We start from the raw sequence: 26,364 nt of genomic DNA, 5'->3' as shown, positions 1-26,364 counted from the left end.
TTTATAGTTATATTTTAAGCTTCTTCTACAGAAACTAAATGTGACACTTTAGCAACCATACCAAGAATGTTTGGTGTAGCTTCATGCTCTTTTACTTGTCCAATCCTTTTAAGACCTAAAGCTTCTAAAGTTCTTTTTTGTCTTTGCGTACGATTAATAGCGCTTTTAACTTTTGTTACTTTAATTTTTTCCATTTTTTTAGTTATTGGTTATTGGTTGTTAGTTATTTGTTAATCGCTGTAAAACCGATAACTATTAACTATGAACCAAAAACTATTTATGCGTTAAAAACTTTTTCAAGTGAAATACCTCTGTCTCTTGCAATTGCATTTGCATCTCTTAGTTGTAATAAAGCATCGAAAGTGGCTTTCACAACATTGTGAGGGTTAGACGATCCTTGAGATTTTGATAATACATCGTGTACACCAACTGCTTCAAGAACAGTTCTAACAGCACCACCAGCAATTACTCCAGTACCTGGAGCTGCAGGAATAATATTTACCCTTGCACCACCATATTTCCCTTTTTGCTCATGAGGTAGAGTTCCTTTTCTAATAGGAATACGTACAAGATTTTTCTTAGCATCTTCAACAGCTTTTGCGATTGCACTAGCTACATCTTTAGATTTCCCTAAACCTTGACCTACAACACCTGCTTCATCTCCAACAACAACTATTGCTGAAAAACCGAATGCTCTACCACCCTTTGTTACTTTAGTAACTCTTTGCACACCAACTAAACGATCTTTAAGATCTAGTCCACCTGGTTTTACTAATTCTGCGCTTTTATATTTTTGATACATAATTTCTTAGAATTTAAGTCCTGCTTCTCTTGCGCCTTCGGCTAATGATTTTACTCTACCATGATATAAATATCCACCTCTATCAAAAGAAATAGTTTCTATACCAGCTTTCAAAGCTTTTTCTGCAATTGCTTTTCCTACTAAAGCAGCAACTTCACTTTTGTTTCCTTTAGCTTTCGCTATATCTTTATCTCTAGAAGATGCAGCGCTAATGGTTTTACCAGAAACGTCATCAACTATTTGAGCATAGATTTCTTTATTACTTCTAAAAACAGCTAATCGTGGTCTTGCTTCTGTACCAGAAACAACCTTTCGGATTCTGCTTTTTATTCTTAATCTTCTTTGATTCTTTGTTAATGCCATAACTCAATTATTAAGCTGATTTACCTGCTTTTCTTCTTAATTCTTCACCAACAAACTTAATTCCTTTTCCTTTGTAAGGTTCTGGCTTACGGAAACCGCGAATTTTAGCTGCTACTTGACCAACTAATTGTTTATCGTGAGAGGTTAATTTAATGATTGGATTTTTTCCTTTTTCTGAAACAGTTTCTATTTTAACTTCAGGAGCAATGCTCATAACTATATTATGAGAAAATCCTAAAGCCAAATCTAACTTCTGTCCTTGGTTTGTTGCTCTATAACCTACACCAACCAATTCTAATTCTTTAGTCCAACCTTTAGAAACACCTGCAATCATATTGTTAACAAGTGATCTATATAATCCGTGTTTTGCCTTGTGCTCTTTAGTTTCAGCAGAACGCTCAACAAAAACATTACCTTCTTCTACTTTAATAGTTACAGTATCAAAATTCTGCGTTAATTCACCTAATTTTCCTTTTACTGTAATTACGTTATCTTTTACTTCTACTGTAACTCCTTCAGGAATTGCTACTGGGTTATTTCCTATTCTACTCATCTCTTTCTCCCTTTAATATTAGTAAACGTAACATAATACTTCTCCACCTATGTTGTCTCTTGTAGCTTGTTTACCTGTCATTACACCGTGAGATGTAGATACTATGGCAATACCAAGACCGTTAAGTACTCTAGGTAGTTCTTTAGCACCAGCATACTTACGTAAACCTGGTTTACTGATACGCTGAATCTTTTTAATTACAGGCTCTTTAGTCTCTTTATTGTATTTAAGCGCTATTTTAATAGTGCCTTGTACAGTAGAGTCATCGAACTTGTAACTTAAAATATATCCTTGCTCGAATAATATTTTAGTGATGTCTTTCTTTAAGTTAGATGCAGGAATCTCAACCACTCTGTGGTTAGCTCTAATTGCATTTCTAACTCTAGTTAGATAATCCGCTATTGGATCTGTATACATATTTATTAATTTGCGGTAATGGTTTTCAAAACTGTCCTTCAGTTTGAACCTTCTACCAGTTTATAATTCTTTATTTACCAAGATGCTTTTTTTACACCTGGTATTAACCCTTGGTTTGCCATTTCCCTAAACATTACACGAGAAATCCCAAATTGTCTCATGTATCCTTTAGGTCTACCTGTAAGCTTACATCTGTTATGCTGACGTATAGGAGATGCATTTTTTGGTAACTTTTGCAATGCTTCATAATCTCCAGCTTCTTTTAAAGCCTTACGCTTTGCAGCATACTTAGCTACTGTTTTAGCTCTTTTTACCTCACGGGCTTTCATTGATTCTTTAGCCATACTTAGTTCTTTTTAAAAGGTACCCCTAATTCGGTTAATAATGATTTTGCTTCTTTATCGGTTTCAGCTGAAGTTACAAATGTAATATCCATTCCTGAGATTTTGTTCACTTTATCAATGTTAATCTCTGGGAAGATAATTTGTTCGGTAATTCCTAGATTGTAATTTCCTCTTCCGTCAAAACCAGTAGCTTTAATGCCATTAAAATCTCTAACACGTGGTAGTGCTGAAGTTACTAAACGATCTAGAAACTCATACATTCTTTCGCCACGTAAGGTAACTTTTGCGCCAATAGGCATACCTTTACGTAATTTAAAAGATGCAACATCCTTTTTAGACATTGTAGCTATAGCTCTTTGTCCAGATATAGTTGTTAATTCCTCCACTGCGTGGTCAATTAACTTTTTGTCTGCTACTGCTGCCCCAACACCTTTAGATATTACTATCTTTTTTAGTTTTGGAACTTGCATTACATTTTTATACCCAAATTCGTCTGTAAGAGCTGCAATTACTCTGCTTTTATACTCTTCTTTAAGTCTTGGTGAATATGCCATAACTATATTACTTCATTAGATTTTACTGAAAATCTTACTTTCTTATCACCTTCCATCTTATATCCAATTCTAGTAGTTTCTCCATTTGAAGTTAACAACGATAAATTAGACATGTGTATAGGTGCTTCTTTTTCTACGATTCCTCCTTGAGGGTTTTGTGCGCTTGGTTTAGTATGTTTCTTAACCATGTTTACACCCTCTACAATCGCCTTGTTCTTATCTATTAATACTTGTTGTACTTTACCTTCAGATCCTTTGTGGTCTCCAGCAATAACTCTTACAGTATCTCCAGTTTTTATTTTAAGCTTTCCCATCTTAATATTTCTGTATTAAAGCACTTCTGGTGCTAATGATACAATCTTCATAAACTGTTTGTCACGAAGTTCTCTAGCAACAGGTCCAAATACACGTGTACCTCTCATTTCACCCGTTGGGTTTAATAGCACACAAGCATTATCATCAAATCTTATATAAGATCCATCAGGACGTCTTACTTCTTTAGTAGTACGAACAACAACTGCTGTAGATACCGCACCTTTTTTTATGTTTCCATTAGGTGTAGCGTCTTTTACGGAAACAACAATTTTGTCTCCAACAGAAGCATATCTTCTCTTAGTACCACCTAGTACTCGGATTGTTAAAACCTCCTTAGCACCGGTGTTATCAGCTACTTTTAATCTTGATTCTTGTTGTACCATAATTATTTAGCTCTTTCAATTATTTCAACTAATCTCCAACATTTAGATTTACTCATAGGTCTTGTTTCCATGATTCTAACAGTATCACCTTCGTTGCAGTCGTTTTTTTCGTCGTGCGCAACATATTTTTTTGTTTTTAACACGAACTTACCATACATAGGGTGTTTTACTTTTTTCACCTCAGAAACCACAATAGATTTCTGCATCTTGTTACTTGTAACAACTCCTATACGTTCTTTTCTTAAATTTCTTGTTTCCATATTCAGCAGAATTATTGTAATTCTCTTTTAGTTAATTCCGTTGCAATTCTAGCCACGGTTCTTCTTAATGAACGTAACTGAATTGGGTTTTCTAAAGGAGATATTGCATGAGACAATTTAAGGTCTGAATAACTCTTTTTAGTTTCACTAAGTTTTTCTTGTAACTCAGCTACAGATAATTCTTTAATTTCTGATTGTTTCATCATCTTAAATTATTATGCTTCGTAATCTCTAGCAATTATAAACTTAGTTTTTACTGGTAGTTTTTGAGCTGCTAAGCGCAATGCTTCTTTTGCAACGTCTAGAGGTACACCTCCAACTTCAAATAAAACACGACCTGGTTTAACAACGGCTGCCCAATATTCTACAGCACCTTTACCTTTACCCATACGTACTTCAAGAGGCTTTTTTGTGATAGGCTTGTCTGGAAATATTTTTATCCAAAGTTGTCCTTCTCTTTTCATGTAACGGGTAGCAGCAATACGTGCAGCTTCTATTTGACGCGATGTTAAAAAATTCGAGTCTAGTGATTTTATACCAAAAGTACCACTTGAAAGTTGATGCCCTCTTCCGGCATTACCTTTCATGCGCCCTTTTTGCTGTTTACGAAATTTTGTTCTTTTTGGCTGTAACATTTTTCTCTTACTTTAAAAAATTACTTTCTACGACGAGGTCCTTTATTTCCACCACGTCCACCTTTTCCTTGCTTCTTAGACAATCCAACAAGAGGAGAAAGCTCTCTTTTACCATATACTTCACCTTTCATGATCCATACTTTAACACCTAATCTACCATAAGTAGTGTGTGCTTCTACTAAAGCATAGTCAATATCGGCTCTAAAAGTTGATAAAGGAATACGTCCTTCTTTGTAGTGCTCACTTCGTGCCATTTCAGCACCATTTAAACGACCACTAATTTGAATTTTAATTCCTTCAGCATTCATACGCATTGTAGCAGCAATAGCCATTTTTATTGCACGACGGTAAGAGATGCGGTTCTCTATTTGACGCGCAATACTTGATGCTACTAAAAATGCATCTAGTTCAGGTCTTTTAATTTCAAAGATATTTATCTGAACTTCTTTTCCAGTAATTTTTTTAAGCTCTTCTTTCAACTTGTCTACCTCTTGTCCACCTTTCCCGATAATAATACCAGGTCTTGCAGTAGTGATAGTAACGGTTACAAGCTTAAGAGTTCTCTCAATAATTACTCTACTAACACTTGCTTTAGATAAACGTGCGTGAACGTACTTTCTAATTTTATCGTCTTCGGCTAGCTTGTCACCATAATCGTTTCCTCCGTACCAGTTAGATTCCCATCCTCTGATAATTCCTAAGCGATTTCCGATTGGATTTGTTTTTTGTCCCATACCTCTATCTTAGCTTTGTGTGTTATTATTAGCACCTACCACTAGTGTTACGTGGTTAGAGCGTTTTCTAATTCTGTGCGCGCGACCTTGAGGTGCTGGACGTAATCTTTTTAACATAGATCCACCATCAACTCTAATCTCTTTAACAAATAATTCTGCAGTTTCAACATCAGCATCCTCATTCTTTGCTTGCCAATTAGCGATAGCTGATAGCAATAGCTTTTCTAAACGACCGGATGCTTCTTTATTGTTGAATTTTAAGATATTAAGTGCTTTTTCTACTTTTTCGCCTCTTACTAAATCGGCTACTAAACGCATTTTTCTCGGTGACGTAGGACAGTTATTAAGTTTAGCAAAAGCAACGTGTTTTTTTGCTTCCTTAATAGCGTCTGCCATTTGTTTTTTACGACTTCCCATAGCTTACTACTTTTTACCTTTATTTTTTGCACCTGCATGCCCACGGAATGAACGTGTTGGTGAAAATTCTCCTAATTTATGACCTACCATGTTTTCAGTTACATAAACTGGAACGAATTGACGGCCATTGTGTACTGCTATGGTTTGTCCAACAAAATCTGGGGTAATCATACTGGCCCTAGACCAAGTTTTGATTACAGTTTTTTTGTTGTTCTCTACATTTGCAGCAACTTTTCTTTCTAATTTATAATGAACGTAAGGTCCTTTTTTTAATGATCTTGCCATGTCTTATTTCTTTCTACGTTCTACAATATATTTATTACTCGCTTTTGTTTTAGAACGGGTTCTATAACCTTTAGCAGGTATACCATTTCTAGAACGTGGGTGTCCACCTGAAGCACGACCTTCACCACCACCCATTGGGTGATCTACAGGGTTCATTCTAACAGGGTTTGTACGTGGTCTTCTTCCTAACCATCTTGTTCTACCCGCTTTACCACCTACTATTAATTGGTGATCGGAGTTAGAAACAACACCTATTGTTGCCATACAAGTAGTTAACACTAAACGCGTTTCTCCTGATGGTAATTTTACAGTAGCAAACTTACCGTCTCTTGCCATTAACTGAGCAAAAGCACCAGCACTACGTGCCATAACAGCACCTTGGCCTGGGCGTAATTCTACACAAGAGATAATGGTACCTAGAGGAATTTCGCTTAATGGCATTGCATTGCCAATCTCTGGAGCAACACCTGCTTTACCTGAAACCACATTTTGCCCTACTTGTAAACCGTTCTGAGCGATAATGTATCTTTTTTCACTGTCTTGATAATTCAATAAGGCAATAAAAGCTGTTCTGTTTGGATCGTACTCTATAGTTTTAACTTCGGCAGGAATTCCAGCTTTGTCTCTTTTAAAGTCTACAAGACGATACTTCTTCTTATGACCTCCGCCTATGTAGCGCATGGTCATTTTTCCTTGACTGTTTCTACCACCTGAACGTTTTTTCGGAGCTAATAAACTCTTCTCCGGCTTATCAGTAGTAATGGCGTCATACCCATTTACTACTCTAAATCGCTGTCCTGGTGTGATTGGTTTTAATTTTCTTACTGACATTCTAATTACATATTAGCATATAAATCAATCATCTCACCTTCCGCCAGTTGTACAATTGCTTTTTTAACAGCATTTGTTTTACCATGTTGAATACCAGTTTTTGTATACTTGGTACTACGATCTGGACGGACATTTATAGTACGAACTTTTTCAACAGAAACACCGTAAGCAGCTTCAACTGCTTTTTTAATTTCTACCTTGTTCGCCTTTGTGTTCACTGCGAAAGTATAGCAGTTTCTCAACTCGCTATCTGCTGTCGCTTTTTCTGTGATTATAGGTTTAATTAAGATATTCATCTGTTTCTTATTTACTTAAGTTTGTTTCAATTCCTTCTAAAGCACCTTCTAAAAGCACTATTTGATTCGCGTTTAAAATCTTATAAGTGTTTAATTCTGAAGAAGTTATGACTTCAGAACCTTTTAAATTGCGCGATGACAAATATACGTTATTATTTGACCCACCCAACACAAACAAGGATTTTTTGTTTTCTAGTTCTAAAGCCTTTAAAACTGCTGTGAAATTTTTAGTTTTTGGAGCATCAAAACTAAAGTCTTCTATAACTGTAATTGATTGCTCACCTGCTTTGATACTTAATGCAGACTTACGGGCTAAACGCTTTAAGTTTTTATTAAGTTTAAAACTATAATTTCTAGGTCTTGGACCGAACATACGACCTCCACCTTTAAAAACACCAGATTTAATACTACCTGCTCTTGCGGTACCAGTTCCTTTTTGCTTTTTAATTTTGCGTGTACTTCCAGCTATCTCAGCTCTTTCCTTAGATTTATGAGTACCTTGTCTTTGGTTTGCTAAATACTGTTTAACATCCAAGTACACCGCATGATTATTAGGCTCAATAGCAAACACATCTTTAGAAAGGTCTGCCTTTCTACCTGTGTCTTTTCCGTTTATATCTAAAACTGCTACTTTCATTATTTTCTAATAATTACATAAGCGTTTTTGTGTCCAGGTACACAACCTTTAACAACAAGCAGATTCTTTTCAGCAACTACTTTTAAAACTCTTAAATTTTGAACTTTCACTTTTTCTCCACCCATTCTTCCGGCCATTTTCATGCCTTTGAATACTCTTGCAGGATAAGATGCAGCTCCAATAGAACCAGGTGCTCTTAAACGGTTATGTTGACCGTGTGTAGCTTGACCTACACCACCAAACCCGTGACGTTTTACAACACCTTGAAATCCTTTACCTTTAGATGTTCCTGCTATATCAACAAATTCTCCTTCGCTGAAGTGTTCAACAGTAATTGCATCTCCTAATTTGTACTCCTCATCAAAACCTTTAAATTCAACGATTTTTCGCTTTACAGAAGTACCCGCTTTTTTGGCATGACCTAAGTCTGCTTTAGTTGCGCTTTTTTCTGTCGCGTCATCGAAACCTAATTGAACAGCTTTATAGCCATCTACTTCTTCGGTTCTGACTTGGGTAACGATACATGGTCCAGCTTCGATTACTGTACAAGGAATATTTTTCCCGTTTTCATCGAAAATGCTGGTCATACCGATTTTTTTTCCAATTAACCCAGACATTTTAATTTACGATTTACGATTGTTGGTTTTTGATTACTCTAAACCTCTAATCTTATTAATAATTATTTACTTATTTAAAAAATTTCAGGGACAAAATACGTTTCGTCCCTGAAATGTATTTTTTCCGTTTTTCCCGCGACCGCATCGGTGGGACATGTTTTATAATTCTGAATTCAGAATTCTGAATTTCGAATTACACCTTAATCTCTACTTCTACACCACTTGGTAACTCAAGTTTCATCAATGCATCAATAGTTTTTGATGAAGAAGAGTAAATATCCAATAACCTCTTGTAAGATGATAATTGAAACTGCTCTCTTGATTTCTTGTTTACGTGTGGAGAACGTAGTACAGTGAAAATTTTCTTGTGCGTTGGTAATGGAATTGGTCCCGTTACTACAGCTCCAGTACTTTTTACTGTTTTTACAATCTTGTCAGCAGATTTATCTACTAAATTGTGATCGTAAGACTTAAGTTTTATTCTGATTTTTTGACTCATTTTCTTAAATTTTAAGCTTCAACGCCTTTAGCTGCCTTAATTACCTCTTCTGAAATATTAGAAGGGGTTTCAGCATAGTGTGAAAATTCCATTGTTGATGTAGCACGACCTGAGGACAATGTTCTTAGTGTAGTAACATATCCGAACATTTCAGATAATGGTACAGTAGCTTTTACAGTTTTTGCACCAGCTCTATCGCCCATGTCGCTTACTTGACCTCTTCTTCTATTTAAGTCACCTACAATGTCACCCATGTTTTCTTCAGGTGTAATTACCTCAAGCTTCATTATTGGTTCCATAATTACAGCCTTAGCAGCTTTTGCAGCATTCTTAAATCCAAGTTTTGCAGCTAATTCGAACGATAATTGATCTGAATCCACATCATGGTAAGACCCATCAGTTAAGGTTACTTTCATCGCATCAACTTCATAACCCGCTAAAGGACCGTTAACCATAGCCATTTTAAATCCTTTTTCAACTGAAGGGATAAATTCTTTAGGTACGTTTCCTCCTTTAATCTCAGATACAAACTCTAATCCTGTTTTACCTTCTTCAGCAGGCTCTAACGTAAATACAATGTCAGCAAATTTACCACGTCCACCAGATTGTTTCTTATAAACCTCTCTATGTTCAGCACGTTGCGTAATAGCTTCTTTGTACTCTACTTGTGGTTGACCTTGATTAACTTCAACCTTAAACTCACGACGTAAGCGATCCACAATAATATCTAAGTGAAGCTCACCCATTCCTGAAATGATAGTTTGACCTGAAGCCTCATCAGTTCTAGCAGTAAATGTTGGATCTTCTTCAGATAACTTAGCTAATGCCATACCTAATTTATCAACATCTGCTTTGGTCTTTGGCTCCACGGCTATACCAATTACAGGGTCTGGGAAATCCATAGATTCTAAAACTATAGGATGTTTTTCATCAGACATGGTATCACCTGTCTTTATATCTTTAAATCCTACTGCTGCTCCAATATCACCTGCCTCGATAAAATCGATAGCGTTTTGCTTATTTGAGTGCATTTGGTAGATACGAGAAATACGTTCTTTTTTACCCGAACGGTTGTTCAATATGTAAGAACCAGCATCCAATCTTCCTGAATACGCTCTAAAGAAAGCTAAACGACCAACAAAAGGGTCTGTAGCAATCTTAAATGCTAAGGCAGAGAATGGCTCAGTTGCGCTTGGTTTACGCACTGCTTTTTCTCCTGTTTCTGGATTTACCCCAACAATATTATCTCTATCTAATGGAGATGGTAAATAACGACAAACAGCATCTAATAAAAACTGTACTCCTTTATTCTTAAAAGCAGAACCACAAATCATAGGAATAATTGCCATATCCATTACAGCAGCTCTAAGTGCAGCATGCACTTCCTCTTCTGTAATAGAGTCTTCATCTTCCATGAATTTCTCTAAAAGGTTCTCATCGTAAGTCGCAACTTCTTCTATTAAAAGTGCTCGATACTTACGCGCTTCTTCTTTCATATCTTCTGGAATATCAATCACGTCAAAGGTCGCCCCTTGAGTTTCGTCATGCCATACAATAGCACGGTTTTTAACCAAATCGATAATTCCTTTAAAGTCTGCCTCATCACCAATGTTTAAAACAATTGGGACAGCGTTAGACTTAAGCATGTCTTTTACTTGTTGACAAACACCTAAAAAGTTAGAGCCTTGGCGGTCCATTTTATTAACGAAACCAATACGTGGCACTTTGTAGTTGTCGGCAAGTCTCCAGTTTGTCTCAGATTGTGGCTCAACGCCATCAACCGCACTAAACAAAAACACTAAACCATCTAGCACACGTAATGAACGATTTACCTCAACGGTAAAATCAACGTGACCCGGTGTGTCAATTATATTGAAATGATAATCTTTAGTTTCAGGTGTTGGTTGTGCATTTTCTAGTGGAAACTTCCAAGTACAAGTTGTTGCAGCAGAAGTAATAGTAATACCTCTTTCTTGCTCTTGCTCCATCCAGTCCATTGTTGCAGCACCATCATGTACCTCACCAATTTTGTGAGATACACCTGTGTAATAAAGAACACGTTCTGTAGTTGTTGTTTTTCCTGCATCAATATGTGCAGCAATACCTATATTTCTAGTGAATTTTAAATCTCTTGCCATGTCTTAAAATCTAAAGTGAGAGAATGCCTTGTTTGCTTCTGCCATTTTATGAGTATCTACTCTTTTCTTAACCGCCGCCCCTTCTTCTTTGGCTGCTGCCAAAATCTCAGAAGCTAAACGTTGTGCCATAGATTTTTCATTACGCTTTCTTGCATAACCAATTAACCATTTCATGGCGGTTGAAATTTTACGATCTGGACGTATTTGCATAGGTATCTGGAATGTTGCTCCTCCTACACGACGACTACGTACTTCTACGTGCGGCATCACATTAGACAGGGCATCTTTCCAAATTTCTAAACCAGATTTTTCTTCGTCAGTCTTTTTAGATTCTACAATATCAATAGCATCATAGAATACTTTGAAGGCTACAGACTTTTTACCATCCCACATCATGTTATTTACAAAACGTGTCACCAATTGATCGTTAAATCTTGGATCTGGTAAAAGTGGTCTTTTTTTCGCTGCTCTTTTTCTCATGTCTTCTTCTTAAAGTTTAATTACTTTTTAGGGCGTTTAGCACCGTACTTAGATCTACGTTGGGTTCTTCCAGCAACACCTGCTGTATCTAAAGCCCCACGAACAACGTGATATCTAACACCTGGCAAATCTTTTACCCTTCCACCTCTAACCAATACTATCGAGTGCTCTTGTAAATTGTGTCCTTCACCACCAATGTATGCATTAACCTCGTTACCGTTTGTTAAACGCACCCTTGCCACCTTACGCATTGCTGAGTTAGGTTTTTTTGGTGTTGTTGTATAAACACGAGTACATACACCACGTCTTTGCGGACAAGAATCTAAAGCAGCCGATTTACTCTTCTTGGTTATTTTGGCTCTTCCTTTTCTTACTAATTGTGAAATTGTTGGCATATATTTTACTATAAAATTATATTAACCTCTATTTAGAGGGCTGCAAAGGTAGAAATTAAAATTAATTATTCAAATCCTAATTCATTAATTTTGAATACTTTTTAAAATAAAATTTTTACAACATATTATATGTGTTCTTTTTCCTTTAGTTTTACAGCTTAAAGACGGGCAGTAAAAGCCATAGAACTAAACCATTGAAACCCAAACTTTAATTGAATTTAGAAAATTTTACTTGTGTGTAAGCCTTATTTTTTTGTTGTTTTTATGTGTATGCTTTTTTTTTCGGAAAGTCATGCCCAAAATTTACACCTAAAAATAACCGGAAAAACGATTGACGAAACTAAAACAATTGATGCTATTGGTTACTCTAAAACACATAATAATTACTTATCTGTAAAAAACGAAATAGATTCGCTAAGAAATTATTTGAACACTCTAGGCTTTATAGAAAACAGGCTTATTAACATAAAAAAGTCCAACGATTCTGTTTTCTCAGCAAAACTACATTTAAAACAAAAATTTAATACCATATATATATACTACAACTACCAAGATGTAAATACATCTTTTTTAGAGTCTATATCAAAAAAGGTTACCAAAAACTATTTTGTTACGAATATTGCCAATGTTAAATCTGCACTGGACATTTTAAACTCTAAACTCGCAAACGAAGGGAAGCCTTTTTCTAAATTAAAACTCTCGAATATTAAGAAGAAAGATAGCGTTAACCTGAAAGCTGATTTGTTAGTTTTATCTAACAAAACAAGAAGGACTATTGATGATATTAAAATTGTAGGCTACAATAAGTTTCCTAAATCTTATTTAAAGCACTATCTAAAACTAAAAACATCACAAACATTTAATTTGTCTACTATTGAAAAGAAAACCGAACAACTCAATAACTTAAGGTTTGCTAAACAAGTAAAGCCTCCTGAAGTTTTGTTTCAAAAAGACTCTACATCATTATATATATATGTAGAAAAATCTAAAAGCAACACATTTGATGGCTTTTTGGGCTTTGGCACTAACGACGAAACCAATAAATTAGAATTTGATGGTTTTTTAAACTTAAGACTTATAAACAATTTAAATTATGGCGAAACATTTAGCTTGCTTTACAAAAGCGATGAAAACGACCAAGACACTTTTGATGCCACTTTAAGCCTACCCTTCATATTTAACTCTCCTGTTGGGATTGATTTAAACTTGAGAATATTTAAGAAAGATTCCTCTTTTACAACTATTGACCAAAAAGCAAAAATAAATTACCAAATTAACCCCTTACATAAAGTTTCAGTCGGTATTTCCAGTATAGAGTCTAACAACTTACGCTCTGAGAATACCGTGGTTGCGCTTCAAGATTACAACTCAAATTACTTTGCAATATCGTACCATTATTTAAAACCTCAATTTTACGATGTTTTGTTTCCTATTAAATCAAACTTTTTTTTAGAATCTAATTTTGGTAACAGAACATCCTCCAATATCAAAACAAACCAATCTTTAATTACGCTTAATGCTTTCAATAATTTTAAACTTAACGAAAAAAATAGCATTTATGCGAATATTGATGTTTCAAACCTAAGCTCTGACAATTATTTTGAAAACGAACTTTTACGCTTTGGTGGTATCAATTCTATAAGAGGCTTTGAAGAAAACAGTTTATTCGCATCCCTTTTTGGTGTTTTAAATGCCGAATACAGGTACCGCATAAGCAATTCTATATACATACACTCCATAACAGACTTTGCGTATTTTGAAAATAAGTCTTTAGAAACCAAAGAAAAACTTTTTGGATTTGGCTTTGGTTTTGGAATTCTTACCAATTCTGGAATATTAAAATTCAACTACGCTAATGGCAAAAATGAGAATCAAACATTCAAGTTATCAAATTCTAAGATTCATTTAAGTTTAATAGCTAATTTTTAGAAATTATTGAATTATTCTCAGTTTTTTAGCCAAAACTATAAGTTTTAACCATTATTAATTGTTTTATTAACTTTTTATTTAGATTTTTGGTATTGACTAATTCAAATAAATTACAATATGAAAACAAAGTTTAGTGGATTTTTAACGCTACTACTGGCGTTTGTCCTGCAAGTATCTTTTGCTCAAGAAAAGACAGTTTCAGGAAAAGTAATCGATCAAAACGGGCTACCCCTTCCCGGAACCACAGTCTTGGTAAAAGGCTCTTCTAATGGTACTTCAACAGATTTTGATGGCAACTACTCAATAAAAGCAAATACAGGAGCAACTCTGGTATTTAGTTTTCTTGGTTATACCTCAAAGGAAGTTAAAGTAGGTAGTTCGAACACAGTTAATGTTACCTTAACTGAAGACGCTTCAACATTAGAAGAGGTTCTTGTTGTAGCTTATGGTTCAACTACCAAAGAGTCCTTTACGGGTTCTGCTAGCGTAATAAGTTCCAAAGAACTAGAAATAAGAAATGTAACGTCCCCTATTGCTGCAATAGAAGGTCGTGCTACAGGTGTTCAGTTTACAACGGGGGCTGGTGGTCCAGGTGCATCTCCAAACATTATTATTAGGGGAGTTGGAACGCTTCAAGGAAGCACTTCTCCATTGTTTATTGTAGATGGTGTACAATATGATGGTGCACTTAATACAATTAACCAAGAAGATATTGAATCTTTTACCATATTAAAAGATGCAGCATCTACGTCATTATACGGCAACAGAGCTGCTAACGGAGTTGTTATCATCACAACAAAAAAAGGTACCAAAGGAGGCATTAGAGTTAATGTAAGTGCCCAAGTGGGTGCTGTCACCACTGGTATTCCTTTTTACGATGAGGTTACACCTGGTCAATATTACGAAACCATGTGGGAAGCTCTTAAAAATTCAAGTGCAGGAGGTGGAGATCCACAATTTGCTACTGATAATATTTATAACCAATTAGGCTACAATCCTTTTGATGTCCCTAATGATCAAATAGTTGGTACAGACGGACGATTAAATCCTAATGCAAATGTTATTTACAAGAGTTTAGATTGGTACGATGTACTTCAGCGTACAGGTACGAGAACCAATTATAACATTAATGTAGCTGGCGGTGGGGATAATCATAAAGTATTTTTCTCAGCATCTTACCTTGACGAAGAAAGTTATGTGATTAGAAGTAAATTCGATCGTTTAACAACTCGTTTAAATGCTGATTTTGATGTTAACGATTGGCTAAAAATTGGTGGTAGCGCAAACATCACCATTACTGAAGCTACTGCTCCTAGTTCTGCTAACACTACAAGTATCGTCAACCCTTTTGGATTCGCAAAAAACATAGGATCCATATACCCTGTTTATGTTAACGATTTAAATGGAAACCTAGTACTAGATGCAGCTGGTAACCCTGTTTTTGATAACGGGGAAGGTTTTTCAGAATTTAATATCGGCACAAGGCCTATAAACCAAGGGCGCCATGCGCTGCAAGAGCTAATACTAAATGATGAAAGAGACAGGGACAACACTTACGGCTTTAGATTCTACTCTGATTTTAAAATACTAGATGGGTTAAACTTTAAGATAACTTACGGTAGAGATATTAATGAAGGTGTTGAGAAAGAATACGAAAACAATATTATTGGTGACGCCCAACCTACAGGGAGATTCTCTGAAACAAGATTTAGAAGACAAATTGAAAATTTTAACCAAGTAATAAATTACTCTAAAATATTTAACGACGTACATAATTTAGATCTCACCTTGGGTCATGAGAGTTTGGCTCGTACGTTCTCGTCTTTTGATGCACAAGCTACAGAGCAAACGGCAGAGGGCATTTATGAATTTGATAATTTTGCAAGCCCTACAAGTATTGGTGGTTCTACTACAAATTACAGACTAGAAGGCTTTTTTGCAAGATTAAATTACAATTATAACGACAAATATTATTTAAGTGCATCCATAAGAAGAGATGGTTCTTCTATATTTAACCAAGATGTTAGATGGGGTACTTTTTATTCTGTAGGTGCATCTTGGAGAATCGATCAAGAGAGATTTATGGAAAATGTGTCTTTTGTAGACAATTTAAAACTAAGAGCAACTTATGGAGAGGTTGGTAATGACAACCTAGGTAATCCAAGAGATTACTTCTTGTCTCAAGCTAGATATTCTCTAACCGCCAATGCAAACCAACCAGGAATATGGTGGTCTGATCTTGGAAATGGTGCCTTAGAGTGGGAGTCTTTAGAAAGTTACGATGTTGCTCTAGAATTTGGTCTTTTTAACAACTTCTTAGATGGTAGCATTGAATATTACAGGAGAAATTCATCTGGTTTACTTTTTGAACTACCAATAGCCTTAAGTAACGGTTTTGACCAGTTTGTTACAAACCTAGGAGAGATGTATAATGAAGGATTTGAATTAGGTTTAACAGCACACCTGTTTAGGCAAAAAGATTTTACTTGGGATTTAACCTTACAGGCCTCTACATTTAAAAATGAGATCACCAATATAGAAAACCCTTCCATTAATGGATCAAAAAGATGGGCTGTGGGTGTATCTCGTTACGAATTTTATTTATTACACTCTGCTGGTGTAGACCCAGACAATGGTGATGCCTTATTCTATATGTATGAGTTTGATGATGACGGCGAAAGTATACCTGTTTTGGATGCAGACGGAAATCATGAAACTACAAACGACTGGGAAGAAACCGAAAGAGCTTACACAGGAGCTTCAACTATACCAGACCTTTTAGGATCAATATCTAACTCCTTTACTTATAAAAATTTCTCATTAGATATTTTATTTACCTACGGCATAGGCGGAGAGGTATTAGATAATGCATATTCAGCGATGATGCATACGGGCGTTTTTGGTCGTTCTTACCATCCAGATATTTTAAACGCATGGCGCCAACCTGGAGATATTACAAATGTACCTAGGTTAGAGCAAGGCAGTAACGACCAAGTACTTACACAATCAACTAGATTTTTAACAGACGCTTCCTTTTTTAGCCTTAGAAACGTTAGCTTAGGCTATACCTTAAGTAGAAGTGTATCAGAACAAATTGGTGTTAACAACTTAAGAATTTCTTTAACCGGAGAGAACTTGTTTATTAATACTGAAAGATCTGGTCTTAACCCTCAATTTAGTTTAGCGGGAACATCGGCAGGTAACTCATTTAATCCATCGAGAATAATCTCTGTGGGTGTAAATGCTTCTTTTTAGTGAAAAATAATTTTAAAAACATGTTAAATATGTTAAACATAAAAAAATTGTTACTCGTATTATTAGCTATTACAGTAACATCTTGTTCAGAAGACTTTCTTGAAACAAAACCAACAGATGCCATATCTGCAGCAGATGCGCTGGCAACAGCTGAAAACATGGCATTGATTCTCAATGGAATGCACAGAACTCTATTTGCCCAGTCTCAAACTATTCTCCCAGGAGATACCGGTGATAGTGCTAGATCCGGGGAACATTACTGGGTTCCTATGGGCGATAATATTTCAGGAGGCATTATACATAGCGCCAATGCCAATAACCTAGGATGGAGAGATGAAATGCAATGGCAAAATCATACTCTAGAAACAGATATAACTGTTACTGTTTTATGGTATCACCGTTATAACATCATAGCAAATGCCAATTCAATTATCAATACAATTGAAGGAGGGTCATTAACACTAGACGCTAGGTTAAAAGAAATTTTAGGACAAGCTTATACTTACAGAGCTTATGCTTATCTTTCTTTAGTTCAACATTTTGCTAAAGGGTATTTAATTGGAAATCCAAGTACAGACCCTGGAGTACCTTTATTGTTTTCCACATCCGCTCCTTACACCAGTGCACCACGATCAACAGTTCAAGATATTTATAACCAAATCTTTCTTGATTTAGATGATGCAATAGCTGCTTTTGATGGTGCTACAGATAGAGGAGACGATAAATCTCAACTAAATGTTAATACTGCACACGGGCTTAAAGCAAGAGCTGCGCTAAACACGGGTAAATGGGAAACCGCAGCAAGAGAAGCTGTTTTGGCTAGAGAAGGCTACCCCATTATGGATGAAGCCGACTGGAAATCTGGATTTAATACTGTAGATTTACCTGAAGTTATATGGGGGAGTGTTGTACTAGACACCGAAACCACTTTCTTCCGCTCTTATTTCTATTTAATGTCCAATACATTTAATGGTAGTCAAGTTAGGAACAATCCAAAAATTGCGGACAGAAGATTAATTGATGCTGCACCTGACACCGACTACAGAAAAGATATGTTTCTAATTGACGCTCCTAACTCTAATAACTCAGCCGCAAATAACATGGGTGGATGGGACAACAATACAAACCCCTTATACACTACAGAGGAAGAGTTTGAAGCAGAAATTGACAGATTAGCTAACGAATGGGGTTGGACTTCTGCCCATAATACACATCCATATATGCATGTAAAAATGAGACAAAAAACGCCAGGAGGTATACTACCAGACGACATTATTTATATGAGATCATCAGAAATGTACCTTATAGAGGCAGAAGCAATGGCTATGATGGATGATATTCCAGGTGCACAAGCTGCATTAGCCCCACTTGGTAATGAACGTGATAGCGCTTTTGATGTTACTGTTTTTAACACAAAAGAATCTATGATGGAACAAATAAAGTTTCAGAGACGTTTAGAACTATGGGGAGAAGGTTTTGGTTATACTGATAAAATTCGTTGGGACGAAGGTATCGACCATGCAGCCGATGGAGGTTCTGGAGCATCAGCAGTTCTATATCAGGATGGTTATCAACAAGACAAACCTTCCGTTAACGACGATTGGATATTTAAAATCCCTCAAGCAGAAATTGATGCCAATCCAAACTTAAGTCCATCTGACCAAAATCCATAAAGCATTTGTAAGTTATTAAACTTAAAAGAGACTACTGAACAGTAGTCTCTTTTTCTTTTAAGAATATTTCAGAGCATTAATTAAAAGAATTTATAAGCAAATTTGGCTTTTCTTAAACAAAACAGACACGAAAAAAGCGCTTTTTGCAACTAATTTTTAGAGAATACATCAAATTTAACGCAATTTTGTTGCTTTGTTAACTTTTATTTATGATTTTTGGCATTGACTAATTCAAATAATTATAACATGAAAACAAAGTTTAGTGGAATTCTAACGCTACTACTAGCGTTTGTCGTGCATATTTCTTTTGCACAAGAAAAGACAGTATCTGGTGTTGTTACCGATCAAAATGGGCTACCATTACCAGGAACAACTGTCTTAGTTAAAGGTACAACCAGTGGTACTTCTACCGATTTCGATGGTAAATACTCAATTAAAGCAAACCAAGGGGCAACTCTTGTATTTAGCTTTGTTGGTTATGTTACCAAAGAAGCGAAGGTTGGAGGATCTAACACAATTAATGTTACTATGGCAGAAGATGCTGAATCTCTCGAGGAGGTATTAATTGTTGGGTATGGTACCGCAACAAAACAATCTTTTGCTGGTACAGCAGCATCAATAAGCACAGAAAATATTGAAGCTAAAAACTTCACTAACGTTACACAGGCTCTTGCTGGTGAGGTAGCTGGTGTTACAGTAATTAACACATCAGGACAACCAGGTACAATTGCTACAGTTCGTGTAAGAGGTTATGGCTCTCCACTGGGGAACAGAGCTCCGCTTTATGTTGTAGACGGAGTTCCTTTTTCAGGAACTTTTGAGCTAAACTCCATTAACCCAGCAGACATTAAAAGCACTACAGTTTTAAAAGATGCGACAGCAACAGCCATTTATGGATCAAGAGGTGCTAATGGTGTTATCTTAATAACAACTAAAAATGGATCAGCTTCAGAAAAAGGTTCAATAGAAATTGATGTTAAAACTGGTATTAACAAACAAATAATACCTCGTTACGATGTTATAGGTTCTCCAGAGCAATACATTGGCTTAGTATGGGAAGGTCTTTATAACAGAGGTGTTGTTACTGGAAATGCCGATCCTGTAGCTTTTGCAAACAATACTTTATTGGGTGATAATGGTATTGGTGCAGGTTACAACATGTGGGATGCTGCCACTGGTGCAGATTTAATAGACCCTAGTACAAGAACTGTAAGAAATGGTGTTAATAGATTGTTCACGCCAGAACGTTACGCAGACGAAGCGTTTGGTACTGGTTTTAGAAAAGAGGCCAACATAAGATTTTCCGGTGGTTCAGATAAAACTAGATATTTTGCCGCTATTGGATACTTAGATGATGAAGGATATTCCATAAATTCTGATTTTAAAAGATATTCAGCTAGAATAAATTTAAATACTGATGTAAAAGAATGGCTAAAAATTGGAGGTAATTTAAATTATGCCAATTCTATAACTACAAATAATGGACAAATAGATGGGTCTGAAAATATTTTTGAATTTGCTGATAAGATGGCACCTATCTATCCTGTTTTTGCAAGATACCCTAACAGTGGTGAATTAATACCAGACCCAATATATGGTGGCTTTCAATATGATTATGGTTCGCCTACTGGAACAACTACTCCTGATCCTTCGAGAGCTTTTGTTAGAAACCGCCCTAATGCGAACTTATTAAACCCTGTTGGTTCTGCAATATTGGATTTTGATGGTAGAGATACTCATGCCTTCAATGGTAACATTAATATGACTTTCAAAATAACTGAAGATTTAGACTTTGAAACTACTTATGGTGGACAGTACTCTTTCTTTAGAAGGAACAATGCTAGTAACCATGTTTATGGTACAGGAGCTAACACTAAAGGTAATATTACAGTAACAGATCAAGTTAGATGGTCTCAAACTTTCCTTCAGTTGTTGCGTTATCAAAAAACTTTTGGATTGCATAATTTAGAGGTTTTAGCTGCTCATGAAACATTTGAAGCGAGCTTTACACAATCAAGACAATTTAAGCAAAATGTTATTTTGCCTGGAGTATACAACCTAAGTAACTATCTTGAAGTTGTATCGCCTTCTGACGGCTACGAAAATGCATCTGGTTTAGAGTCTTATTTCGGGCAAGTAAACTATAACTTTGCAGATAAATATTTCTTAACAGGTTCTCTTAGAACAGATGGTTCTTCTCGCTTTATTAACGACAAGTGGGGTACGTTTGGATCTTTAGGTGCTGCTTGGGTAGTAAGTGCTGAAGACTTTATGAGCGACAGCTTTTTATCATATTTAAAGGTTAAAGCATCTTATGGTATCACTGGGGATCAACAAGGAGTTTCTACAACACTTGCCTTTGATAGATTTAACACAAACCTAGTAGGTGGTGCATTGGCTATTGACCCAGATACTTTTGGTAATCCAGATTTAACATGGGAAACTTCTAGAATGTTACAAGCAGGTGTAGAACTAAGTATGGGTAATTACTTAGATGTTAATGTTGATTATTATCGCAAATACACAGACAATTTATTCTTCGATCAAAGAAGAGGGTCTTCTGCCGGTTTAGCATTCATTAGAGTTAATGACGGTGAAATACTTAATGCTGGTTTAGAATTTGACGTAACAGGGCATGTAATAAATACAAAAGATGTTAAGTTAGATGTATCTGTGAACGGAGAACTTTTGCATAATGAATTCCGTAAGCTGCCTGTAAACCCTTCAACTGGTTTAGATAGAATTATAGATACCGGTTCTAGTGAAGATGGTAATTATGGTTTTGCGGTAGGACGTTCTATGTTCGATTTTTGGATGAGAGAATACGCAGGTGTAGATCCAGCTGATGGTGCTCCAATGTGGTATCAATATTATGATGATGCGAATAACAATGGCGTTTTTGATGCAGGAGAAAACGACTTCTCTGTAGATGATGGAAATGGTGGTGACGCTAACTCATCAGGAACACTTTATGAATACAGACAGCTGAGTTCTGATGCTAACATCAAGAAAACCATTACCAAAACTTGGGGAGATGCTACACAAGTGTTTGTTGATAAGTCTTTTATCCCAGACGTTAGAGGTGCATTTAGAATTACAGGAAGAATTAAAAGCTTTGACTTCTCTACACAATTTACCTACAGTTTAGGTGGATGGGCATATGATGCACAATATGCTGAACTAATGAGTGATCGTTTTGGTGCAGCAGGAAATAACTACCACTCAGATATTTTAAGAAGATGGCAAAACCCTGGAGACATTACTGATGTCCCACTATTATCAGACAATGCAATTATTAATGCAACATCTACATCTACTAGATTTATAATTAGCACTGATTATATAGCACTAAATAATGCAAGAATAGGATATACGCTCTCAAGTGATTTCGTTGCTAAAGCAGGTCTAGATACTGTGAATTTATGGATATCAGGAGACAACTTATTTATACAAACTGCTAGAGACGGATTTAATCCATCTATTAGAGAAGTTGGTAACTCTGCCCGTCAAATTTACGCGCCAGCAACAACAATAACTCTTGGAGCTAGAGTGAAATTTTAATTAAAAAAAAATGATTATGAAAAATTTATTGAAAATTACATTTGCAACTGTTGTGGCACTTAGTGTCAGCAGTTGTGCGGATGATTTACTAGACAACAGTGGTGTGTCTGGAACTAGTCAACCTACGCAATTTATTACAGCTGAGCAATTAACGGAAGGTTCTAAAACTAACCTAGAAATACCAGCAGCTTTCGTTGGTGGTATTTACTCACAAATGATTCAAACTGGTACTGGTGGAACAAACTTGAATCATGATGACTTTGGACAAAAAGGTTATGATATTTATGGCGATATGCTTTGTGGAGACATGGCTTTAAGCGTTAGTACTTATGGCTGGTACCGATCTGATATTACTGAATTTCAAGCACCTTTAGATTTTGCTAGAGGACGAAACAGAATGGTATGGAGATACTATTTTAGAATATTAAGATCAGCCAACACTGTAATTCAAAGTTTGGGCGGTAACGATGCAGTTCCTGATAATGCAGACAGTCAATATGCTATGGGGCAAGCCAAAGCAATGCGTGCACATTCATATTTTTATTTAACGCAGTATTTCCAAAAGGAATATAAACCATCAGAAGAGATTTTACCTTTATATGATACACCTATCAATACAAACGTACCAAAATCTCCTGCTAGTGAAATTTACGACCTAATGGAAAGCGATTTACGTGACGCAATTAATTTATTAAACGGTTTTAACAGAAGTGCTAAAAACGAAATTAACCAAGATATTGCTAAAATGCTCTTAGCCTATGTATTAGGTGCAAAAGGCGGCAATGATGTTGAGGTAGCTTCGTTAACTCAAGAAGTTATTAACTCTGGAAACTATTCAATAATGCCAATGAGTGATGTTACAACAACTGGTTTCAGTGATGTAAACGACCCAAGTTGGATGTGGGGTATAGACATTACCGCAAACAATGGCTTAGACTTAGTATCTTGGTGGGGACAAGTAGATGCTTTTTCTTACAGCTATGCTTGGGCTGGAGATTACAAAGCTATCGATAAGTCTTTATTCGATGCTATTCCATCTGACGATGCAAGAAAAGCACAATTCTTAGATAACCCTGCAAGTGGTAGAAACTTACAGCCTTTGTTTAAGTTCTTTGCATCAAACCAAATTGGAGGTTCATCGCAAACAGTTACTGCAGACTATGTATACATGCGTGTAGAAGAAGCTTACTTATTAAATGCTGAGGCAAACGCAAGAATTGGTAACGACGCTGCCGCTAGAACTAGCTTAAAAGCGTTACTAGCAAACAGATTACCTAGTACTGCATATGTAGATGGCTTAAGCGGTACCCAATTACAAAATGAAATTTATCTACAAACACGTATTGAACTGTGGGGTGAAGGTAAAAGTTACTTAGCTATGAAACGTAACAAGGCAACAACAGTTAGAGGAGATAATCATTTATCATTCGTTGGAGTTCCGATTCCATATAACGATGAAAGAATGCAATTTGAAATACCTCAACTTGAGATACAAAACAATCCATTTATCTCTACGCAAAACGACTAATATGTTGTTGGTATTAATAACAACCAAATAAAATTAATATTTATGAAAAAAATAGTTTATAATATTTTAATATTAACCTTAGTTGCATGCTTTCAAAGCTGTGATGAATCCATTGTTGAGGAAGTTGAATATGTAACTTTTGGAGCTTCTCAATATTCTACTGGAGTAGATGTTGGAGGTAGTACTAGTTTTGACATTCCGGTTTACACTACGAATTTGAGTTCTTCTGATAGAACTTATAATATAACTGTAGACGAAAGCTCTAATGCTGCCGCGGGTTCTTATACTGTACCAAGTTCAGTAACTATTCCTGCTGGTGCTAATGAAGCTATGCTAACAATTGCTTTAACCGATACTAATTTAGGTATTGGTGTAAATAACTTAGTAATTAATTTTGCTAATAGCGAAGGGTACTTTACAGGAGAATCTACTACTTTAGGTTATATTCAAAATTGTGAGGAAGTAACAGCTACTCTTGATATTGTATTTGACGGCTATGGAAGTGAAACTGGATGGGAAATTACAGATGCCTTAGATGGTGTGGTTGCTTCAGGTGGCAACTATGCTGACGGACAAGTAAGCGCTTCTGAGACAATTACACTTTGTGGAGGTAGAGACTATACATTTACTATTACCGACGCTTATGGAGATGGGCTAAGTTTTCCTAATAATGGTACATATACTTTAACCATTGGAGGTAGTGTTAAAGCTAGTGGTGGTGGAGATTTTGGTTCAAGTGAATCTACCGAATTCAACACTAATTAAAAAGCATAATAACTTTTTTAAATAAATTAAAAATAGATTGCCTAAATTGGCAATCTATTTTTTTATGATGCAAAACCAAACCCAAATATTCGGTATAAGAGCTATTATTGAAGCTATAAACTCTGGAGAGACCATTGATAAAGTCTTTTTACAAAAAGGACTTCACGGTGAACTGTTTTCAGAATTAGAGACTCTGCTAAGAAAAAACTCAATAAACTCTTCTTATGTTCCTGTTGAAAAGCTAAATAGATTAACTAAGAAAAATCATCAAGGTGCTGTAGCACAAATTTCTCCTATTGCCTTTTATGATTTGGAAGATTTAGTGATGAATGTTATTGAATCGGGCAAAACGCCTCTTTTTTTACTTTTAGATCAACTTAGCGATGTCCGCAATTTTGGAGCTATTATTAGAACCGCAGAATGTACTGGTGTAGACGGTATAATTATTCAGAAGAAAGGTGGCGCACCTGTAAATGGTGATACCATTAAAACAAGTGCTGGAGCCGTTTTTAAAGTTCCTATTTGTAAGGTTGACCATATTAAAGATGCCGTGTTTTATATGCAGGCTTCAGGAATAAAAGTTATTGCTGCAACTGAAAAAACAGAAAATACACTTTATAATATTTCCTTCAAAGAGCCATGTGCTATTATTATGGGATCTGAAGGCAAAGGCATCAACCCTTCTACTTTAAAAGTAGTTGATGAAAAGGCTAAACTGCCTTTATTGGGTGATATAGAATCCTTAAATGTTTCTGTAGCTTGTGGCGCATTTTTGTATGAAGTTGTACGACAACGCTCTTAAACCCCTATTCTTCACGTTTTTTGTAGGTGTAATTTATTTTAAAATCTTCTTGATGGGGTTCTGGTTCTATGTGCTCAATAAAATTTCCGTCCTCATCAAAGTGCTTTAAAAAAGGATCGTCCTCCTCGTTATAATCGTCTTGTTCCCAACTATATTTTTTTGGTTTTGCGATTTGCTTTCTAAAAAACAGGGCAAAAAGTAAACCTGTTATTAAGCCTGATAAATGGCCTTCCCATGAAATGCCTTCTTCTATTGGTAAGGTATACCAAATCATACTTCCATAAAGAAATACAACAAGTAAAGAGAGAGCAATAAGCCTGTAATGTTTTGCAAAAACGCCTTTAAAAAAGGTAAAGCTTACCAAAACATAAATTAATCCGCTGGCACCTATATGATAAGAAGGTCTACCGATACACCAGGTTAAAAATCCTGAAAATAAAACACCCCAAATTAATACCTTCCAAGCTATTGGCCTGTAGAAGTAAAACAGTGCCATGGAGAGCACAAAAAGTGGTATTGTATTATGATATAAATGCTGAATATCGCCATGTATGAACGGACTTAAAACAACGCCTTTTAGTCCCGATAATGTTTGTGGATATATTCCAAATTTTGAGAATTTAAATCCAAAACGTACTTCAAACCAGAATACAATCCAAAGTATTAAAATAAATAATACCGGATACACTATAACTCCTGTAGAATATTGAAAATGTTGCCTTTGTTTCACATAGTGAATATAGCAAATAATTAACCACATTGATAGTAATGCTAAAATGGCAGATAGCTGCGTGAGGGATTGAGGTATTTGTTGAAGCTCTCCCGCTTTTTGCGGGAAGCGACTGCCGAAAGCCCGACCCCGATTTTTATCGGGGGCACGCCCAAAACTTAAATAA

General features: G+C 35.8%; 31 protein-coding genes. 7 read left to right on the top strand and 24 right to left on the bottom strand.

Annotation, left to right across the window (positions count from 1 at the left end; all coding sequences use genetic code 11):
• Positions 1-14: 14 nt before the first annotated feature.
• The 23 genes from rpmD to rpsL all read right to left on the bottom strand — a co-directional run bounded on the left by rpmD (position 15) and on the right by rpsL (position 11,955).
• Positions 15-194: a 50S ribosomal protein L30 gene (gene rpmD / locus CLV33_RS15785; RefSeq protein ID WP_105474691.1), complete on the bottom strand. Its 180-nt coding sequence runs from the start codon at positions 192-194 to the stop codon at positions 15-17.
• An 83-nt stretch (positions 195-277) separates the two neighbouring features.
• The gene (rpsE, locus tag CLV33_RS15780) at positions 278-802 is read right to left on the bottom strand and encodes a 30S ribosomal protein S5 (RefSeq protein ID WP_042245238.1); all 525 of its coding nucleotides are present in this window, start codon (positions 800-802) and stop codon (positions 278-280) included.
• 6 nt (positions 803-808) lie between these two features.
• Positions 809-1,165 carry a 50S ribosomal protein L18 gene (gene rplR / locus CLV33_RS15775; RefSeq protein ID WP_042245235.1) on the bottom strand — a complete coding sequence of 119 codons (357 nt, stop codon included), beginning with the start codon at positions 1,163-1,165 and terminating at the stop codon, positions 809-811.
• A gap of 10 nt (positions 1,166-1,175) precedes the next feature.
• The gene (gene rplF / locus CLV33_RS15770) at positions 1,176-1,718 is read right to left on the bottom strand and encodes a 50S ribosomal protein L6 (protein WP_105474690.1); all 543 of its coding nucleotides are present in this window, start codon (positions 1,716-1,718) and stop codon (positions 1,176-1,178) included.
• 18 nt (positions 1,719-1,736) lie between these two features.
• Positions 1,737-2,135 (bottom strand): 30S ribosomal protein S8, encoded by a 399-nt coding sequence (gene rpsH, locus CLV33_RS15765; protein ID WP_042245228.1) that lies wholly within the window; start codon positions 2,133-2,135, stop codon positions 1,737-1,739.
• Between the two features lie 74 nt (positions 2,136-2,209).
• Positions 2,210-2,479, bottom strand: coding sequence for a 30S ribosomal protein S14 (rpsN, locus tag CLV33_RS15760; RefSeq protein ID WP_042245225.1), 270 nt, complete (start codon positions 2,477-2,479; stop codon positions 2,210-2,212).
• A 2-nt stretch (positions 2,480-2,481) separates the two neighbouring features.
• Positions 2,482-3,033, bottom strand: coding sequence for a 50S ribosomal protein L5 (gene rplE / locus CLV33_RS15755; RefSeq protein WP_042245221.1), 552 nt, complete (start codon positions 3,031-3,033; stop codon positions 2,482-2,484).
• A 2-nt stretch (positions 3,034-3,035) separates the two neighbouring features.
• Positions 3,036-3,347: a 50S ribosomal protein L24 gene (gene rplX / locus CLV33_RS15750; protein ID WP_042245218.1), complete on the bottom strand. Its 312-nt coding sequence runs from the start codon at positions 3,345-3,347 to the stop codon at positions 3,036-3,038.
• A 15-nt stretch (positions 3,348-3,362) separates the two neighbouring features.
• On the bottom strand, positions 3,363-3,731 hold the full coding sequence (gene rplN, locus CLV33_RS15745) for a 50S ribosomal protein L14 (RefSeq protein WP_042245213.1): 369 nt from the start codon (positions 3,729-3,731) through the stop codon (positions 3,363-3,365).
• 2 nt (positions 3,732-3,733) lie between these two features.
• The gene (gene rpsQ / locus CLV33_RS15740) at positions 3,734-3,991 is read right to left on the bottom strand and encodes a 30S ribosomal protein S17 (RefSeq protein ID WP_042245209.1); all 258 of its coding nucleotides are present in this window, start codon (positions 3,989-3,991) and stop codon (positions 3,734-3,736) included.
• A gap of 11 nt (positions 3,992-4,002) precedes the next feature.
• Positions 4,003-4,194, bottom strand: a complete 192-nt coding sequence (gene rpmC / locus CLV33_RS15735; RefSeq protein ID WP_042245206.1) for a 50S ribosomal protein L29 — start codon at positions 4,192-4,194, stop codon at positions 4,003-4,005.
• A 12-nt stretch (positions 4,195-4,206) separates the two neighbouring features.
• Positions 4,207-4,626 (bottom strand): 50S ribosomal protein L16, encoded by a 420-nt coding sequence (gene rplP, locus CLV33_RS15730; RefSeq protein WP_042245202.1) that lies wholly within the window; start codon positions 4,624-4,626, stop codon positions 4,207-4,209.
• Positions 4,627-4,646: 20 nt separating this feature from the next.
• Positions 4,647-5,360 (bottom strand): 30S ribosomal protein S3, encoded by a 714-nt coding sequence (rpsC, locus tag CLV33_RS15725; RefSeq protein WP_042245199.1) that lies wholly within the window; start codon positions 5,358-5,360, stop codon positions 4,647-4,649.
• A gap of 9 nt (positions 5,361-5,369) precedes the next feature.
• On the bottom strand, positions 5,370-5,777 hold the full coding sequence (gene rplV / locus CLV33_RS15720) for a 50S ribosomal protein L22 (protein ID WP_042245196.1): 408 nt from the start codon (positions 5,775-5,777) through the stop codon (positions 5,370-5,372).
• Between the two features lie 6 nt (positions 5,778-5,783).
• Entirely contained in the window at positions 5,784-6,062 is a 279-nt protein-coding gene (rpsS, locus tag CLV33_RS15715) for a 30S ribosomal protein S19 (protein WP_042245192.1), read from the bottom strand.
• 3 nt (positions 6,063-6,065) lie between these two features.
• Entirely contained in the window at positions 6,066-6,893 is an 828-nt protein-coding gene (rplB, locus tag CLV33_RS15710) for a 50S ribosomal protein L2 (protein WP_105474689.1), read from the bottom strand.
• 5 nt (positions 6,894-6,898) lie between these two features.
• Complete coding sequence (gene rplW, locus CLV33_RS15705; RefSeq protein ID WP_042245187.1) at positions 6,899-7,189, bottom strand: 50S ribosomal protein L23; 291 nt, start codon at positions 7,187-7,189, stop codon at positions 6,899-6,901.
• Positions 7,190-7,196: 7 nt separating this feature from the next.
• Positions 7,197-7,826, bottom strand: coding sequence for a 50S ribosomal protein L4 (rplD, locus tag CLV33_RS15700; protein ID WP_042245184.1), 630 nt, complete (start codon positions 7,824-7,826; stop codon positions 7,197-7,199).
• Positions 7,826-8,443, bottom strand: a complete 618-nt coding sequence (gene rplC, locus CLV33_RS15695) for a 50S ribosomal protein L3 (protein WP_042248722.1) — start codon at positions 8,441-8,443, stop codon at positions 7,826-7,828. The genes rplD and rplC overlap by 1 nt, the downstream gene beginning before the upstream one ends.
• A 193-nt stretch (positions 8,444-8,636) precedes the next feature.
• Positions 8,637-8,942, bottom strand: coding sequence for a 30S ribosomal protein S10 (rpsJ, locus tag CLV33_RS15690; RefSeq protein WP_007650482.1), 306 nt, complete (start codon positions 8,940-8,942; stop codon positions 8,637-8,639).
• Positions 8,943-8,953: 11 nt separating this feature from the next.
• Complete coding sequence (gene fusA / locus CLV33_RS15685; RefSeq protein ID WP_042245175.1) at positions 8,954-11,080, bottom strand: elongation factor G; 2,127 nt, start codon at positions 11,078-11,080, stop codon at positions 8,954-8,956.
• 3 nt (positions 11,081-11,083) lie between these two features.
• Positions 11,084-11,560: a 30S ribosomal protein S7 gene (rpsG, locus tag CLV33_RS15680; RefSeq protein WP_042245173.1), complete on the bottom strand. Its 477-nt coding sequence runs from the start codon at positions 11,558-11,560 to the stop codon at positions 11,084-11,086.
• A gap of 20 nt (positions 11,561-11,580) precedes the next feature.
• Positions 11,581-11,955, bottom strand: coding sequence for a 30S ribosomal protein S12 (gene rpsL / locus CLV33_RS15675; RefSeq protein WP_042245171.1), 375 nt, complete (start codon positions 11,953-11,955; stop codon positions 11,581-11,583).
• A gap of 270 nt (positions 11,956-12,225) precedes the next feature.
• Here rpsL and CLV33_RS15670 point away from each other — a divergent pair, with 270 nt between their 5' ends.
• From CLV33_RS15670 to rlmB, 7 genes are all read left to right on the top strand, one after another.
• Positions 12,226-13,884, top strand: a complete 1,659-nt coding sequence (locus tag CLV33_RS15670) for a POTRA domain-containing protein (protein ID WP_105474688.1) — start codon at positions 12,226-12,228, stop codon at positions 13,882-13,884.
• Positions 13,885-14,001: 117 nt separating this feature from the next.
• Positions 14,002-17,139: a SusC/RagA family TonB-linked outer membrane protein gene (locus CLV33_RS15665; protein ID WP_105474687.1), complete on the top strand. Its 3,138-nt coding sequence runs from the start codon at positions 14,002-14,004 to the stop codon at positions 17,137-17,139.
• A gap of 20 nt (positions 17,140-17,159) precedes the next feature.
• Positions 17,160-18,812 (top strand): RagB/SusD family nutrient uptake outer membrane protein, encoded by a 1,653-nt coding sequence (locus CLV33_RS15660; RefSeq protein WP_105474704.1) that lies wholly within the window; start codon positions 17,160-17,162, stop codon positions 18,810-18,812.
• Positions 18,813-19,058: 246 nt separating this feature from the next.
• Positions 19,059-22,373, top strand: a complete 3,315-nt coding sequence (locus tag CLV33_RS15655; RefSeq protein WP_105474686.1) for a SusC/RagA family TonB-linked outer membrane protein — start codon at positions 19,059-19,061, stop codon at positions 22,371-22,373.
• A 16-nt stretch (positions 22,374-22,389) separates the two neighbouring features.
• Positions 22,390-23,901, top strand: coding sequence for a RagB/SusD family nutrient uptake outer membrane protein (locus CLV33_RS15650; protein ID WP_105474685.1), 1,512 nt, complete (start codon positions 22,390-22,392; stop codon positions 23,899-23,901).
• A 42-nt stretch (positions 23,902-23,943) separates the two neighbouring features.
• Positions 23,944-24,666 carry a DUF1735 domain-containing protein gene (locus CLV33_RS15645; RefSeq protein ID WP_105474684.1) on the top strand — a complete coding sequence of 241 codons (723 nt, stop codon included), beginning with the start codon at positions 23,944-23,946 and terminating at the stop codon, positions 24,664-24,666.
• A gap of 67 nt (positions 24,667-24,733) precedes the next feature.
• Positions 24,734-25,468, top strand: a complete 735-nt coding sequence (gene rlmB / locus CLV33_RS15640; protein WP_105474683.1) for a 23S rRNA (guanosine(2251)-2'-O)-methyltransferase RlmB — start codon at positions 24,734-24,736, stop codon at positions 25,466-25,468.
• Positions 25,469-25,472: 4 nt separating this feature from the next.
• Here rlmB and CLV33_RS15635 read toward each other — a convergent pair whose 3' ends face one another.
• The gene (locus CLV33_RS15635; protein WP_105474703.1) at positions 25,473-26,198 is read right to left on the bottom strand and encodes a rhomboid family intramembrane serine protease; all 726 of its coding nucleotides are present in this window, start codon (positions 26,196-26,198) and stop codon (positions 25,473-25,475) included.
• Positions 26,199-26,364: the final 166 nt, after the last annotated feature.

It is taken from the genome of Jejuia pallidilutea (genome assembly GCF_002973595.1).
Taxonomy (GTDB): domain Bacteria; phylum Bacteroidota; class Bacteroidia; order Flavobacteriales; family Flavobacteriaceae; genus Jejuia; species Jejuia pallidilutea.
The sequence above is the reverse complement of the archived record's forward strand: the minus strand, read 5'-3'. Positions and strand labels throughout refer to the sequence as shown.